Annotated in this window: 13 protein-coding genes and 1 pseudogene; 6 read left to right on the forward strand and 8 right to left on the reverse strand. The window is 44.9% G+C overall.

Annotated features, from left to right (window positions below; genetic code table 11):
* Nucleotides 1-33: 33 nt before the first annotated feature.
* Nucleotides 34-822: an RNA-guided endonuclease InsQ/TnpB family protein gene (locus NX720_RS04300; RefSeq protein ID WP_262599622.1), complete on the reverse strand. Its 789-nt coding sequence runs from the start codon at nt 820-822 to the stop codon at nt 34-36.
* An 82-nt stretch (nt 823-904) separates the two neighbouring features.
* Nucleotides 905-1,324: an RNA-guided endonuclease InsQ/TnpB family protein gene (locus NX720_RS04305; RefSeq protein ID WP_262599624.1), complete on the reverse strand. Its 420-nt coding sequence runs from the start codon at nt 1,322-1,324 to the stop codon at nt 905-907.
* Nucleotides 1,325-1,389: 65 nt separating this feature from the next.
* Here NX720_RS04305 and tnpA point away from each other — a divergent pair, with 65 nt between their 5' ends.
* From tnpA to NX720_RS04330, 5 genes are all read left to right on the forward strand, one after another.
* Nucleotides 1,390-1,818 carry an IS200/IS605 family transposase gene (gene tnpA, locus NX720_RS04310; RefSeq protein ID WP_262595354.1) on the forward strand — a complete coding sequence of 143 codons (429 nt, stop codon included), beginning with the start codon at nt 1,390-1,392 and terminating at the stop codon, nt 1,816-1,818.
* Nucleotides 1,819-2,289: 471 nt separating this feature from the next.
* Nucleotides 2,290-3,294, forward strand: coding sequence for a hypothetical protein (locus NX720_RS04315; protein WP_262599626.1), 1,005 nt, complete (start codon nt 2,290-2,292; stop codon nt 3,292-3,294).
* Between the two features lie 112 nt (nt 3,295-3,406).
* Nucleotides 3,407-4,417 carry a hypothetical protein gene (locus NX720_RS04320; protein WP_262599628.1) on the forward strand — a complete coding sequence of 337 codons (1,011 nt, stop codon included), beginning with the start codon at nt 3,407-3,409 and terminating at the stop codon, nt 4,415-4,417.
* Between the two features lie 31 nt (nt 4,418-4,448).
* Nucleotides 4,449-5,057, forward strand: coding sequence for a GNAT family N-acetyltransferase (locus NX720_RS04325; RefSeq protein WP_262599630.1), 609 nt, complete (start codon nt 4,449-4,451; stop codon nt 5,055-5,057).
* Between the two features lie 223 nt (nt 5,058-5,280).
* Nucleotides 5,281-6,663 carry a YjiH family protein gene (locus NX720_RS04330; protein ID WP_262599632.1) on the forward strand — a complete coding sequence of 461 codons (1,383 nt, stop codon included), beginning with the start codon at nt 5,281-5,283 and terminating at the stop codon, nt 6,661-6,663.
* 54 nt (nt 6,664-6,717) lie between these two features.
* Here the strand turns inward: NX720_RS04330 and NX720_RS04335 are convergent, their stop codons facing one another.
* From NX720_RS04335 to NX720_RS26990, 4 genes and pseudogenes are all read right to left on the reverse strand, one after another.
* The gene (locus tag NX720_RS04335; protein ID WP_262599634.1) at nt 6,718-7,536 is read right to left on the reverse strand and encodes a hypothetical protein; all 819 of its coding nucleotides are present in this window, start codon (nt 7,534-7,536) and stop codon (nt 6,718-6,720) included.
* A 213-nt stretch (nt 7,537-7,749) separates the two neighbouring features.
* Complete coding sequence (locus NX720_RS04340; RefSeq protein WP_262599635.1) at nt 7,750-11,070, reverse strand: hypothetical protein; 3,321 nt, start codon at nt 11,068-11,070, stop codon at nt 7,750-7,752.
* A 301-nt stretch (nt 11,071-11,371) separates the two neighbouring features.
* A pseudogene (locus NX720_RS27465) lies at nt 11,372-11,631 on the reverse strand (IS1634 family transposase); the annotation flags it as partial.
* Complete coding sequence (locus NX720_RS26990) at nt 11,612-11,734, reverse strand: DUF4277 domain-containing protein (protein ID WP_404831046.1); 123 nt, start codon at nt 11,732-11,734, stop codon at nt 11,612-11,614. The gene NX720_RS26990 and the pseudogene NX720_RS27465, both read right to left, overlap by 20 nt.
* A 564-nt stretch (nt 11,735-12,298) precedes the next feature.
* Between NX720_RS26990 and NX720_RS04345 the strand changes: the two genes are divergently transcribed.
* Nucleotides 12,299-12,979 carry a hypothetical protein gene (locus NX720_RS04345; protein WP_262599637.1) on the forward strand — a complete coding sequence of 227 codons (681 nt, stop codon included), beginning with the start codon at nt 12,299-12,301 and terminating at the stop codon, nt 12,977-12,979.
* Between the two features lie 95 nt (nt 12,980-13,074).
* Here the strand turns inward: NX720_RS04345 and NX720_RS04350 are convergent, their stop codons facing one another.
* Together NX720_RS04350 and grcA are read right to left on the reverse strand one after the other, a co-directional pair.
* Entirely contained in the window at nt 13,075-14,298 is a 1,224-nt protein-coding gene (locus tag NX720_RS04350) for a methyltransferase (RefSeq protein WP_262599638.1), read from the reverse strand.
* Between the two features lie 48 nt (nt 14,299-14,346).
* Entirely contained in the window at nt 14,347-14,733 is a 387-nt protein-coding gene (gene grcA, locus NX720_RS04355; protein ID WP_262599640.1) for an autonomous glycyl radical cofactor GrcA, read from the reverse strand.
* Nucleotides 14,734-14,912 lie beyond the last annotated feature (179 nt).

The raw sequence follows: 14,912 nt of genomic DNA on the forward strand, positions 1-14,912 counted from the left end.
CTCCCCACCCTATCGGGTGAGGCTTCTGATTTCTTAGGCAGCAACCGACAGTCTGCCGGATTTACGCAAGCCTCCATCAGCAGAAACGGACAGTCCTTCCGCCTTTAATTTCAATATGCCTTGCTTCTTGATATTGCGAGCTGCATTAATATCCCGGTCATGGATAGCACCACAGCTACACTCCCATGATCGGATTCTCAATGGCATTTTTTCCTGTTTCAAATCGCAGACTGAGCAAGTTTTAGAGGATGCAAACCACTGGTCTATCTTCACCAGATGTTTACCTTCCTGCTTTGCCTTGTATTCGAGTTTGGTTATCAGTGAGTGCCAGCCAGCATCAGCAATAGAACGAGCAAGACGCTTGTTCTTGAGCATGTTTTTAACTTTCAGTGTCTCCACAATCACCGCTTGGTTTTCGTCGATGAGTTGTTTTGATAGCTTATGCTGAAAATCATTACGGGCAAAGGCTACACACTCATGCGCCTTTGCCACCAATAAACGGGCTTTGTGCCTACCTTTTGAGCCTTTCTTGCAGCGAGATAGAGCCTGTTGTTTTCTTTTCAGGTTACGTTGTGCTTTTTTCAGAAAGCGAGGATTGCCAGTCTTATGGCCGGTACTGGTGATAGCCAGATCAGTAATCCCCATATCAACACCGACAACCTGATTAGCTTCAAGATTATCAATCTGTTTTGGTTGTTCCTGGGTATCATCAGCCAATATGGAGGCAAAATACTTGCCGGTTAGCGTTCTGCTCAGGGTGACAGACTTCACCTTACCCACTATTTCACGATGCACTTTAGCCCTTAGGGGCGCAGCATTCAATGTCTTACCGGGCTTTTGGCGGTTGGCTATTAGCTGCTCAGACAGCCAACCACCAAAAGCTAATAGCCAACAGCGGTATATTCTAACCTTCCGTTCCCCTTATGGGCTTGCGCTTGGGGATTTTTATCCAGTTATCGCCCACAGAGACAAACGTACAATGGTAGCTACTTTGCTTGCCATGCTTTTTCTTGAAGCGAGGAAATCTTGCCTGCAATTTGGGATTGAAAAAGTTTTGAAAGGCCGTATCCAGATTGATAGTGGCCTGTTGCAGTGCAATAGAGTCAGCGTTTTTCAGCCATGAGTACTTTCGGCTTTTCTTGGCTTTTGCCAGCAAGGGCTTCAGGTGTTTTTTGGGAGAAAGGCTCTGCCCACGAACCTTGTAATAATGAACCTTAATAGCCAGGGCCTTGTTCCATACGAACCGCACAGCATCAAACTGACGGTCGAGAAATTCCGCCTGCTCTGATGTTGGATAGATTCGTACTTTGGTGGCTCTCAGCATGGAACGTTATTTCAGTACTCATTAATATAAACTTTATATTACAGGTATTTGAAAGAGGTTTTCAAGTGAGCGCACACAATAAAGATTTGCTTAAAGGGTATCTTCGCAAACGACATAGCGTTACCAAGCTGGTTGTTCATTTGGTGTTCACGACAAAGTACAGGCGAAAGCTTTTTGATGGCTATATGATCAAGCAGTTACGGGAGTCGTTCGAGAGTGCATGTGAAAAACTGGAATGCCAGTTACTTGAAATGGATGGCGAAAAAGATCACGTACACCTGTTGGTCGCCTACCCACCAAAACTGGCTATCAGTGTCATGGTAAATAATCTCAAATCAACATCATCAAGACGGTTGCGAATGCTGAATACCCACCTTACTGCTCAGAGCAAAGCAGGCTTAATGTGGTCAAGGTCTTACTTTGCTTGCAGTGCTGGCGGTGCAACTATCGAGACTCTGAAGGACTACGTTAATAGCCAGAGTACACCAGATTGATGGCGGAAGGCTCTGTGCCTTCCCGTCTTATATCCCCGCCCGCATTGGGCGAGGGTTTACGACGATTTTGCTAATGCAAGCATCTCGCCAAAGAGCTTAACGAGATTGGGTCTAAAATGTTTGCAAAAAGAAAAGCCGTCTGCTACCCCGTTATTATAAGCAAAGGTTTCGAGCTGATTGATAAGCTAGGTTTGAATACCTCAAAAAAGGAGTCTGGTTAAAAGCTTCATTAGCCATTTATCCCAAAGGCTGCTTCCCCATGCTTTCTTCACTACTCACCGATAGGGTAAGTGACTTTCAATGATTGAATTAAAGTTGAAATATTTCCTTCACAGACTAGCCTGTTAGAGCCTAGCCTAATCTGACCAGGTCTGTTATCAGTGTTTATCACAAGCAGTTCTGGCAGATTATTTAGTTTTAATTTTCAGACTCTAAATTGTTTTGTTTCTTCCACTCAGGACATCTATAGATATGAGACATCACTACATGGGATTAAAGATCCTGCTCGGGCTCTTTCTTTGCCTGGCGATAAAGACGGCATCGGCATACTCTCTGGCGAAATTCAATAACCAAATCATCGCTTTTTCTGATACAGAAAAAAAAGTTATCAAACTGGTCTTCGATGCTCAGCCTGAAAATTCACAACCCTTGCATTGTATTATTAATGACAAGCAAGTTGCTGTTAAGCGGAATTCTGCAAGAGAAAACCAAAGGGCTCAGCCTGATAACGGGTCTGCTTCAGAAGAAAAAGCTTCTGGAAAGATGGAGCTAATCCTCAGACCGGTTCCCGGACACGATGATCAGGTAGTGATCGATCTCAATGACAATTCTGTAATTATGGGAGCGTCCGGCATTTTGGTAGAACTTGGCAGTTCAGAGCAAAGTATGAACTTTGAGCGCATTCAAAGCCTGATGGCACTTTATTATGAACCCACGTCAAGAATGGCTGCAGCTATGCCAGAGTTCAGTGTTTTTAATATATTGACCGTGCGTAGTATAAGTGACTTTATTTGGAACAGCATAACAGGTGATTTAAGGATGACTGACTCTGACTCAAGCTCGTTACTGGTGCCAGAAACTCTGTCAATGAACGCAACAGTAAGAGACAGTGCGTCAGATTCCACGTACATTACTTCATTTTATGGGTACTCAGAGAATGTAACCAATGATGGCACCAGTTCTCCAGGCGGAGTTATCAGCTTTATTGAAAGCAATACGGAGTACAATTATTCTGTGTTCTATGCCAGAGAATCTCCCAGAAATACTCCTGTTCCTTTTCAAATTAATAATCAGTCTGTACCTGTGACACTGACGTATATAAACCGTCAAAGGATTGATCAAATAACGCGTGCCGATAATTCTGAAGTTCGAAATGAGCAGCAAATGCTGAGCGACCAGCTTCAAAGGCTTGCTCAGCAGGATGCTCGCAATTTATTTTACCGTCAATTTCTATTTACTGCTCCCGCTTCAAAGTAACGCCTTAAGTCACTGGGAATGAGGGTTTAATGCTGCCTTTTTCTAAAGTCGGTACCTGACAGGGTAGCCATTAAACCCATGACAAATTTCGATTTTAGCTTGAGTCATAGATATGAGACATCATTATATAGCATTAAAGATCCTGCTGGGCCTTTTTCTTTGCCTGGCGATAAAGACGGCATCGGCATACTCCCTGGCGGTATTCAATGAACAAATCACCGCTTTTCCTGATACAGAAAAAAAAATTATCAAACTGGTCTTCGATGCTCAGCCTGAAAATTCACAAACCTTGGATTGCATTGTTAATAACCAGATAGTTGTTGTTGAGCGGAATTCTACAGAAGAAAACCAAAGGACTCTGCCTGATAGCGGGTCTGCTTCAGAAGAAAAAGCTGCTGGAAAGAGAGAGATGGAGCTGATCCTCAGGCCGGTTCCCGGACACGATAATCAGGTGGTGATTGATCTCAATGACAATTCTGTAATTACGGGAGCATCCGGTATTTTGGTAGAACTTGGCAGTTCAGAACAAAGTATGAACTTTGAGCGTGTTCTGAACCTGATGGGACTTGATATTGGTCATGAGCCTACATCGATGGGGGATGCAACTATGCCAGAGTTCAGTATTTTCAATATATTGACTGCACGTAGCATAAGTAACTTTATCAGGGACTCTGTGACAGGTGATTTAAGGGCGGCTGGCTCTGCTTTAAGCGCTTTGTCGGTGCCAGGAACTCTGTCCATGGGCGCTGTAAGAAACAGTGCGTCAGGTTTCACGTACATCAATTCACTTAGGCCGCAGAGCAGGCTACCACCCCATGACGGGAGCTGTCCAGATAGAGTTATGTGGTTTAGTGAAAGCAATACGGAGTGCATTAATTCTGTGCGTTATGTGCGCTTGTCTCTCAGAAATATTCCAGTTCCTTTTCAATATAGTGATCAGTCCGTACCTGTGACACTGACATATATTGACCGCCAAAGGATCAATCAAATAACGCATGCAGGTGGTTCTGAAGTTCGAAATGAGCAGCCAATACCGAGTGACCAGCTTGAAATGCTTGCCCGGCAGAGTATTCGCAATTATCTTTACGACCGATGTCTATTTCCTAATTCCGCTTCAAGGTGATATCTCGCCATTGCTTACGTCCGGGGTGGCTATGACACCTTCAAACACAATTGTAAATTCAAACGCAAACACAACCCTGTCTTTACATGAACTGCTCCGGGGCGTTCCTTGCACTTTGGATGATAACTATCAACTGTCGTTGATTACTGAGGCCGATATTGATGATCTGGTTACCATGCTACAAGACGACGAGGTGACAGAATTTCTCTGGTTTGCCCCCGCGTCTGAACAGTTCTACTGGGACTACTTCGCGCCAATGGCTGCACAGAATGCTCTGGCCATGTCAGGAGAAGGTGAGCCAGTGATGACCTTGATCATCCGGGATAGCCATACACAGGCACTGGCAGGTAATGCCGCCATCATCCCCATGGGCATGATTCCCGGTGTTTATGAAATAGGCTATCAGCTGGCGCGAAAGTTCTGGGGCAAAGGGCTGGCAACCAGCGTCAGCAGGCTGTTACTGCGCTACGGCTTTGAACAGCTGAATGCTCATAAGATCGTTGCTGACTGTTACGCCAGCAATAAAGGTTCAGAACGAGTTATGCAGAAAATAGGAATGGTCAAGGAAGGTCATCAGAAAGACTTCTACCCATACCGGGGTGGACTGGACGACCGAATACATTACGGCATCAGCAGATAGTCAGAAACTGTATATTTAGCTATGCAATACTCAGCATGCTGAATCATTATTCAGAATACTTAGAATTATTATTCATTTATCGTGAATTTCTAATTGCATATAATTCCACTTTTATTGCATACTCCCCCCGCAAATCAGAGAGATATCCGGTTGAGCCGGATATTCAGACAGTGAAGGCTTACTCCTTCATGAATTAGACGCTACCGGGGAAAGGAGGCTCGTTATGAAGCAGTTTGCAGCCTTAAGCACCACCAATAAACAACCTTATGGATTAACAGAATGGATGGCATTTGTTATCCCATCACTTCTGGGTATCTTGTTATTCATTACTCCGGTCAGCGTAGGTGAACAATTCACCATCCCCGTTGCCCTGTTGGCAGCCGCTTTAAAAGGCGCCATTGGCGACTCGATTGCGCCATTAATCACGCTGATCATTATCTTTACCGGAGTAATGACTCTGGTAACAAAAGCGCTCAAACCCGACTTTATCAGTAACTCTTCCTTCCTGTCAGGACTGTTTAATGTCAGCCCTGTCTGGAGTCTGGTACGTATTCTGGGTATGGCTTTTGCTGTTCTCAGCCTGTTTAAAGTGGGCCCTGTCGCTATCTGGTCAGAAGCCACGGGCGGCATGGTTCTCTTTTCCCTGCTGCCAACCCTGTTTTCTGTGTTTATCTTTGCTGGCCTGCTGCTGCCACTGTTAATGAACTTTGGCCTGCTGGAACTTCTGGGGGCATTGCTGACAAAAGTCATGAGACCGGTATTTGGCCTGCCGGGCCGTGCAGCCGTTGACTGTATTGCCTCCTGGCTCGGCGACGGCAGTGTCGGTATTCTGATGACCAGCAAACAGTATGAAACCAAACATTACACCCAACGGGAAGCCGCCGTTATCGGTACCACCTTCTCCACCGTATCCATTACCTTCTCTCTGGTTGTTATTGCCCAGGTCGGGCTGGAACACATGTTTGGACCTTTTTACCTGACAGTCTTTCTGGCAAGTGTTGTCGCTGCCATCATTGTTCCCAAGCTGCCTCCTTTGTCTAACAAGAAAGATCTGTACATCACCGGCGAACTGCGTAAAGACGACAGTGATATAATTCCTGATGGTCAGAGCCCATTCTCCTGGGGTGTCAGCAATGCCATTAACAAGGCGACTGAGGCAGACAACCATCCCGCTAAAATATTCAAAGACGGATTAAAGAATGCCATCGACATGGTGTTTGGTGTGCTGCCCGTCGTGATGGCGATCGGTACAGTTGCGCTGGTCGTTTCAGAATACACGCCTGTTTTCAACTATCTGGGCATGCCTTTCATCCCATTGCTGGAACTGCTGCAGATTCCTGAGGCAGAGCTGGCTTCCAGAACCATGATGGCAGGCTTTGCGGACATGTTTGTACCGTCCATTCTGGCTGCGTCCATCGAAACAGAAATGACACGGTTTGTGATTGCGGCCCTGTCCCTGACACAGCTGATCTATCTGTCAGAAGTCGGCGCTCTACTGCTGGGCAGTAAGGTGCCTGTTTCTCTGGGTGAACTGTTCACGATCTTCATCCTGAGAACCCTGGTCACCCTGCCTGTGATCGCCGTTATGGCTCACCTGATCTTCTGAAGCTGAAAAGCCCCCTTCAGATAAACGAAAGCCCCTGAAAGATGGGGCTTTTGTTTATCTGCGACTACCGACACTATCCTTTTGCCGGACAAAAATAACATTGTAATCATTCACGGTAGAAAACCAGTTAACCAGTGTACTGGCCGCAAAAGCAGCGTACTCGCCAACCTGGTAGAACTGTGAATTAAACCCCATATACATCAGCCCCTGTAAACGATGAATACTCCATTTCAAAAGCCAGTCAAAGTTAAGCACCAGCACTTGCTCAGTTTCAGGGTTATAGCCAGCAATATTCAGGTAGTGCCACTGCAAGGCACCGGATGCGACCAGCGGAATAACTCCGTCACCCTTATCCAGATGCCTGGTAATCTGCAGCCACATATCATTAAAGTTATTTGTGCCGTAGTAAACAAATTCCAGCTCATGAGTACTCCTGTCGGCTTCAGCATAGGCGTTCATATACTGTGCCAGCCATTGAGGGGGAGCCCCGGCTTTGAGATTTCTGCCAGACAGGAAAGTCTGGAAAGCCTTAGGAATATTCAACATCCAGAGCAAATAGTAAGCTTCTTTAAAACCGTAGGTGTTATAGGACATGGCATCATCGTACTGATGGTCATGATAGATTCCGAGCCCTTTAGGTACTCCAAGAGCAAAACGGGTGTACTCAATGTTGCTGGTGAATAGTCTTCTGCCCGTCACCAGGCTCACTGTCCTGGTAACGGCGTCTGGCCCACAGGACCAGCCAGCAAGATCCCGGTACTGCAAGGGCGTTAGAGCCGGGACGGCCCTCTGCGACAATACCAGCCGCTTATTGCTGAATCGCTGCCAGCCTGTTTCGGCAAGCTGGTCTTCCTGCAGGACTTTATATTCCATTTGCTGGACACTCTGTTCCCTGGTTAGTTCTGGTCCAGATGGGGGATACTTTAACTGGGGCATAGTGACCAGCGAAAGAAAAAATAGTAGTTGTTTTGCAAACCAGGGCGTCATTTCTCACCTTTTTGTTTTATGGCAATCTCTGTCCCGAGGGATCGCACGACAGCCAGTTATGTGTTTGAAGTCAACAGTAACGCTGAGAAGTGGGTTATTTCAAAGCGGAGTTAGCACTCCAGGAGGCAGTACACTGTACTCGTTATTTTTTGGCCAGATTATCTTGGGAGAGTATTCATCAAAATTTTCCAGGTAGTGCAATATTTCAGGGGATTTCGTCCAGTTAAGCTTTGAAAAGTGGGCATCGGCCAGCTCCAGAAAACAGGCTAATTGACTTTTCTTATGTTCAAGCACACCGCATAGTTTTCTTGCCTTATCAGCAAATTGACTAATCGTTAAACCCGTAGAATGGAGATTTGATGCTGCGTATATAAAAGCCAGTTGTTTTTGCCACTGCCGCATAATTTTGCCTGAAGACATCGCCTTTATCTCGTACGTCTTATGTACTCTTTGAAAGTAACCATTGTCTAATTTTGTAACATCCGATCTCAACCAGGGAATTTGACACGCCTGAGACTTCAGACAACTTGTAAACCAGGCATTTAACTCTTCAGGCATTTTTCGGAATTGCTGGCTACTGTCAAGATAGTGCTTATAAATCATGTACATGAACGCCGCATGGCTTTCTCTCAAGCCATGATCGGGCTCCCAGGCCAGATGGAGTTGTTTTCCATCGTCATAGCCAATAATACGAGCGTAGCGTTTGCATGGTAAAGACTCATAAGCTACAAAATGTTTTAACTGGCTTAGTCCTGTCTTCTGTCCAGACAAAAATGCATTGGTATGGCGTATCCATTTAAGATCCTTGTTAAAAAAGAATGTCTTCCCCTGAGTATAAGGATCAATCTGCTCGTCAGGAGGAATATCAAAAAGAGGAAATAAGGGTCTATATGAGTTTTCTTGCCATCTAACAGGGTACCGTCTTCCAACAAGATTTTTATCGGCATCTACCTCCCAAAAAGGAAGAATAACAAAAATATTCTTTTGGGATATATAATGTTTAAAATCATAATGACCAGCATTAATGAAAGAGTAATAGCTGCTTATTGCATGAATACCAAAACTTTCAATCATATCACGAACATTTAAAAAACACTTTTCTGTAAGATCCTTAGTCGGCATTACTCCACACAGTATTGCCGATATATTTGTTATCCTAACACCATCAGTTAATGATCGATTTAGTAGCAGCTCATGAATATTTGATAGAAATACTGCGTATCTTTCTCCAAATTCAGAGGATATATCGGACAGTTTTTCCATTTTGGCAGGTGCTAAAAAAAACTTTTCGTTAGGAACGACATTATTACCAGAGGGCTCATATAAGATAAAATCACTAGAGCCATTACTATTATCACTGATGTACGATTTATATACGGGTATAGTTAGATTATTTTCACTGAGCCTGACAATGCAATCCACTGTTGCTTTTGAGTCTTTAATAATATACCCATCACCATCTGAAAATATTTTATTCAGAAAAAGCTGACACTCGTCTCTGGTCATATTCTCACTATGATCATATTGTGAGGATTGATAAAACCTATATAGATAGCCCAATCCAGCTCCAGCCCAAACAGCTGTGGTAACAACAACAATTTTGTCAAGTAAAGTGGACTTTTCCAACCATCTTCGATTGCTAATAATCCTATTGCTTTGTGATACGTCCTCGCTTGATTTTGTATTATCACCCAGAACATTTGATTTAGCTGACTCTTCCTGTGCACTTCTCTTATCAGGCTGGTTTTTATTTTTTTTAATAATATTTTGTCTTATTTCCTTTATCTTATCAGGAAAATGCTTTTGCAAACATTGCAGATTTTCCATGGAAGGATATGGCGAATCTGAAACAATAGCTAAATTCGCAGGTGCACCTCTCAGGTTATAGAGATCAGCTGTATTGAGCAGTTCATTGGTTTGTTCTTTTTGCGGACTCTGGCATTGTGCCTGCTCACGCTCTTGCCTTTCCTTCTCTTTTTTAGCTTTTTTCCGAGCAAGTTTTTCCTGCTGTTGCCTCTCCCTTTCTGCTTTTTTCCGAGCCAACCATTCCTGCCGCTGCTTCTCCTTTTCTCTTCTTTTCCGGGCAAGCTCTTCCTGCCGCCGCTTCTCCTCCTCTTCGGCTTTTTTCCGGGCAAGCTCTTGCCGCTGCCGCTGCCTCTCCTCCTCTTCTACTTTTTTCCGGGCAGTTATTTGCTGTAATTCTTGCTCCCTCTTTTCTTTTTCCTCACGATCGTTCCTCTCTATTTCACCCATCAATTTTTGCACTTCACGGTCGGACGAAGTACGCTGACTGTTACTTTCTTTCGGTTTCTGTTGGTCGTAAGTGGCTTTATGAGGGGGCTTTTCTTTATTTTGGTTAGATCCTTCCTGAGACTGTTTGTTCTGTTCTTTTAATTTAATTTTTTTCCCTGACAACTTTTCCAGCTGCTCTGTTTTCTTGGCTAGATCCTTTAACTCTTTTGTTTTTTTAGCATTTTCTCTTTCCAATTGCTCAGCTTTAGATTCAAGCTTCTTTTGCTGTTGTTCCAATCGTTTAATTTGTTCAGCCAGTTTGTTTAGCTGCACTGTTTTTTCAGCTTCATTTACAGTTTTTTCTCTTTTAACCTGCTCAATTTCATCTTTGAGTTTTTGCTGTTGCCGTTTCAAACTGAAGTTTTTCTTTTCTAGATCCTTCAATTTCTTTGTTTTTTCAGTTTCTTCCGGGGTAGCTTCAACCTCAATAGGTTGCCCTGCTTCGATAAAATTATTATTTCTTTGGTGCAGCCCCCTTATTCCAGGACGGGCTGGGTATACATGAAGAGGAAGGGGTGCTCTTACCTGGGCAAAGACTGCTTGTGGAAGTTGATGCGGAGGCCGCTGAAACTGAAATAGAGCCTGCTGAGGCGGAAGCTGTTGATACGGAGGCCCAGGAATCTGAGATAGAGCCTGCAGAGGTAGAAGCTGCTGAGGCAGAACTCCTTGATAAGGCATGGGTAGGTTCTCTGCCGGATGTTGCAGAAGTTCAGGCCGTAGAAAAAACGGCCGGAAAAATGGGTTATTGCTTAAAGCAGCGTTTAATGCGTTCCCGCCATTTAACAGAGTATCAAACGGGTCACTGATGTTGTTTTCGGGGGCATTGCTTGTGGCATTTTGTAAAAAATTATTAATCACAATGCCCACATGCGTCACAAACTCGTTAACTTGATAAGCACTAATTTGTTCAATATGAAAATTTCGAGATATAACAGTGGTAAGAAACTCTAATGCACTATCAACGGATTCGGACTGCATTACAGGCGAATTATTACTGGTCAGGTAATCACCAAGCTCCTTCTTGAGTTGCGCATCCGTAATTGATAAAACTGAAGTACTAAATAAAGCCATAAGGAAAAACAATGGATAATTTTTTTTCATCCCTGCTAATTTATAGTTTCTTTTCATGCTTCGAAAAACTGTCATATATAATAGTTAGATCAGATACAGGCTCAGAAGTTTAGAAGTTATTTTCTATATAGCAATTACAAAAGAGGCTGAGAGGCTCTACCTGTGGCACCTCTTTCAGGCTCATTTTAGGATTGGAAAATACTGCGAAAGCTGCTTGTGCCCGGGCGATCTCATTTGGCTTGGGGCAATAAAACGCCCCCCCCAAAAAAATCTGGCCTCTGCAACCTGGTTTTCAGGAGGCTGCCTGATCATGCTCTCAAACACCAGATTTGACTATATACGTCATTCAACACCTATATCAGGAATAAATCTCTTGATACGATCGCCCAAGAATTGAAATGATGGTTAATTGCCTCTCCTGCAAACCAACGACATGTTTTTCATGACCATCGACCAATCAGTGCCCAACACTTCTGCTGAACTTAGCTGGCTCCTGTCCAGATTGTTTGTTGCCAGCACAAAGCACCCCAGGAAAGCCTCTGCCAGTTTACGACAGTCAACAGATACCCAAGGATGACCGCTGACATAATACTCTACGCTATCTGGTTTGCTGTCTTGGAACCAGAGAATCCAGAAGGTTAGGGATCCCGAGCTCTTTGCACATACCGGCCACCAACCCCGTATAGTCTATGCGTTGAATGTGAAATTGATGAGGTTGCATGGCATATGCTCAGTCTGAAAATTTTTTACATTTTAGATGGTTTTAGAAAATTCTCAGATTAAGTGCTGAATGACGGTTACAGGCACTGCTGCTGTGTATTTCTTAGCAGAAACCGTGATACACAAAAACTTCACTATCATCAAAGAGCTGTTAAGCTTAAACAACCGTCTAGCCAGTATTTCCAGTTCACAGTAACACCTGTCAATAATGGGGAATTCCTGACCGCACCGCATGGCTGGATAAAAGGCAGTGCGCTGTTCGCTGGACAGGGACGTTTGCGTGGGCTGGCTTTTACAGATGCTGGAATGACAACCTCTTTTATACACGAAACCACTCCACGGCAGTTGGCTTCTATACATTTTTATCCGATCCCAAATAGTGAAGCAGATGAGAGTTACCTACACAAATTGATACATCCGTCTTCGACTACCACAAAGCTTGCTGAACTGAGCACTCAGCAGTCACTGCTATAAGTGAAAAAACATACAGATCAGCACAACTAGCGATTGATTATTTGGGTCAGCCTGAAAGAATAGCCAGATTTTTTTCGTCGAGGTGAAGCTGTTGACTTCTAAAGAACTTTTTCTTAAAGCACTGGGTAATAACAAAGCCGTTCGTACACAGGATATGGACTTGCTGACCGCATGGTTTGCCTTTCCCGAACATGCTGTAACTGCAGAGCAGGTTGCTGAGATAACCGGTGCCAAGCGTGCCTCCCTGATTGTCAATAATCTGGGCAAACGTATCGCCAGTTTTCTGGAAATCGAGCCAGAAGGCACGGCTGCATCCATTCTTGCTCTGGAAGGAGCGGTTGGCGAAGCGTCTGCATGGGTCATGCGTGACGAACTGGTTGCTGCCCTGGTAGAGTCTGGTGCTGTTGCCGCTGCCACAGTTAGCCCGGAGGATACCAAAAATGAGGAAGGTGTGGCTAAAATTGACATTGTCGTCGAAAAAGCCGCTACCCCTGCAAAACCAGAGGTAGACCATGAAGCAGCTGAGCCGGGCTCCCTGAAAGCGGTTCTCATTGAATATGACCAGAAAGTTGTTCGCGCTGCCTATCCTCAGACGCCTGTTGCTAATCGACTGCTCAACCCGGAAATGATCAATGCCCTGATCAATGAGCTGCCAGCGAACAAGCGTGTTTACCAGAGAGCAATCTCTGCCGAGCTGCGTAAAAAGGTCAGCACTCAGGAAGCTAACCGATTCCTGCAGCCCGTCCTGAAGCTGTTGAAAGAAAACGCCTGATTGAGCTTTTCATAAAGATTTATGCACTTTCCCCGGAAGGTGCATAAGATGACTCCAATCTCTAATCATCTGCAACCGGCACCTGGATCTACTGTTTACCGAATAGACGACAGCACAACAAATTTGGAATTAGACGCCACCAGTGTGCAGTTACCAAACAGTTTTTTCATCAGCGCATGGTAACCCAGATGGCGATTACCGATGACACGGAACTCACCGCCAGGTTTCAGCACCTGTTTTGCATCCTGAAACATACGCTGGGCAATCTGGTCGCCCACTGTATTTTGCTGATGAAAAGGAGGATTACACAACACGCAGTCGGCACTGTCGGCAGCAAAGCCCTGCAATGCATCATTCACTGTAAAGCTCGCCTTAGCCTCATCCATACCGTTAGCCTGCCAACTGGCCTGGGCCGACGCCACCGCCATATACGATTCGTCGACAAAGTTGATGTGCCCCGGATTTTGCATAGCAGTAGCAATACCGATAATGCCATTGCCACAGCCCATATCGATGATATTGCCTTCTATGCCCGCTGGCAGGTGTTCAATAAAAAAGCGGGCTCCAATATCCAGACTGTCTCTGGAGAATGTGTTGGCATGGTTAATCAGCTTAATGCCATTGTGCGGTTTACGGGCGTTATCAACCCGCCAGTGTCTGGGGTATTTAGACTCTGGAGTCTTGCGCTGTATTTCGGTGTCGGCCAGCAGCAGGCGCGCTTTTTTCTTCGCCCTGGACAGACTGGCAGGGCCAATAATCTGTTCCAGTTGTTCCAGTGCTGAGTGGGGCAGATGTTTAACCATGGCAGCCACGATCACTTTACTGCCTTCATGCAGAAAGGGTTTAATCTGAATCAGCTGTTCCCGGAACCAGGACTGATTTTTGGGTAGTTTCATCAGTACCACATCCCACTTACCCTTGTCAGCCTCAGGTTTAACGGTTGAAGGAATAACAGTAACAGAAGACACTGACAGGTTATTCAGTTGTGCGTTATGCGCCAGCGCCAGCCCGGCAGTATGGGAGTCGGTATACAGAACAGGTTCATATTCATGCAGATTCAGACACAGAGCACCAAAGTTGTCATTACAGATCAGTATGTTCTGCTCATCATCAGGCTTCCGCTGAGCAAACTCAGTAAAGAAATGATTGAGCAGATACTCATCGGCTGCATCCCAGGCCTGCAGGGTTTCCCGTCGGCGCAAAGGAATGCGTTGCAAAGTGAGGGTGTGAAAGGGTGAGTTAAAATGAGGATCAACGACAGACATGCTCAGGACACGCAAAAGCCAGAGTTTAACATATCTGTCAGTGCCAGCCTTCACTCGTTAATGAATAATGACCGAAGGCTGACTTTATTCGATGGCTAATGACTACATGGATTTTGTAAAGGTACGGGTAATCACGTCGCGCTGCTGTTCCGGGGTCAGGGAGTTAAAGCGTACCGCATAGCCAGAAACACGAATAGTAAGGGATGGGTATTTCTCTGGGTTATCCACAGCATCCTGCAGCATTTCCGCTGACAGTACATTCACATTCAGGTGTTGCCCACCTTCACGCAGGGATGGCTTTTCCACAGGCACTTCCCGGTATTCAATCTTCCCCAGACGACTCAGCTCAACCCGTTCATCCTGTTCAAAAGCCTGATCACGGGAACACAGACAGCGGGCGGCGTTGTCTTCTTCATCAATCAGCCAGAAAGAGTTCAACAGGGCTTCATTGTCTGCATGGGTAATTTGAATTCCTTTGACAGCTTTCATCGTTCACTCCTGATACTTATAGGTATTCATCAATACAAAGGCAGTGATCAGAACTATAACAAAGTCATTTTTAAGTTAAAACAAAAAGTTCATATGATTTACATGTTTTATATCTTTATAAATCAATAGGATGCAAACTCATAGAGTGACAAGTGACTGCTCCCCACCCTATCGGGTGA

It is taken from the genome of Endozoicomonas euniceicola (genome assembly GCF_025562755.1).
Classification (GTDB): domain Bacteria; phylum Pseudomonadota; class Gammaproteobacteria; order Pseudomonadales; family Endozoicomonadaceae; genus Endozoicomonas_A; species Endozoicomonas_A euniceicola.

Coding starts and splice junctions, on each gene's coding strand:
- NX720_RS04330 (WP_262599632.1), top strand. CDS start 5,281: ATGAAGCAGTTTGCAGCCTTAAGCACCACCAATAAACAACCTTATGGA.
- grcA (WP_262599640.1), bottom strand. CDS start 14,733: ATGAAAGCTGTCAAAGGAATTCAAATTACCCATGCAGACAATGAAGCC.
- NX720_RS04335 (WP_262599634.1), bottom strand. CDS start 7,536: ATGGAATATAAAGTCCTGCAGGAAGACCAGCTTGCCGAAACAGGCTGG.
- NX720_RS04325 (WP_262599630.1), top strand. CDS start 4,449: ATGACACCTTCAAACACAATTGTAAATTCAAACGCAAACACAACCCTG.
- NX720_RS04340 (WP_262599635.1), bottom strand. CDS start 11,070: ATGAAAAGAAACTATAAATTAGCAGGGATGAAAAAAAATTATCCATTG.
- NX720_RS26990 (WP_404831046.1), bottom strand. CDS start 11,734: ATGCAACCTCATCAATTTCACATTCAACGCATAGACTATACGGGGTTG.
- NX720_RS04305 (WP_262599624.1), bottom strand. CDS start 1,324: ATGCTGAGAGCCACCAAAGTACGAATCTATCCAACATCAGAGCAGGCG.
- NX720_RS04315 (WP_262599626.1), top strand. CDS start 2,290: ATGAGACATCACTACATGGGATTAAAGATCCTGCTCGGGCTCTTTCTT.
- NX720_RS04320 (WP_262599628.1), top strand. CDS start 3,407: ATGAGACATCATTATATAGCATTAAAGATCCTGCTGGGCCTTTTTCTT.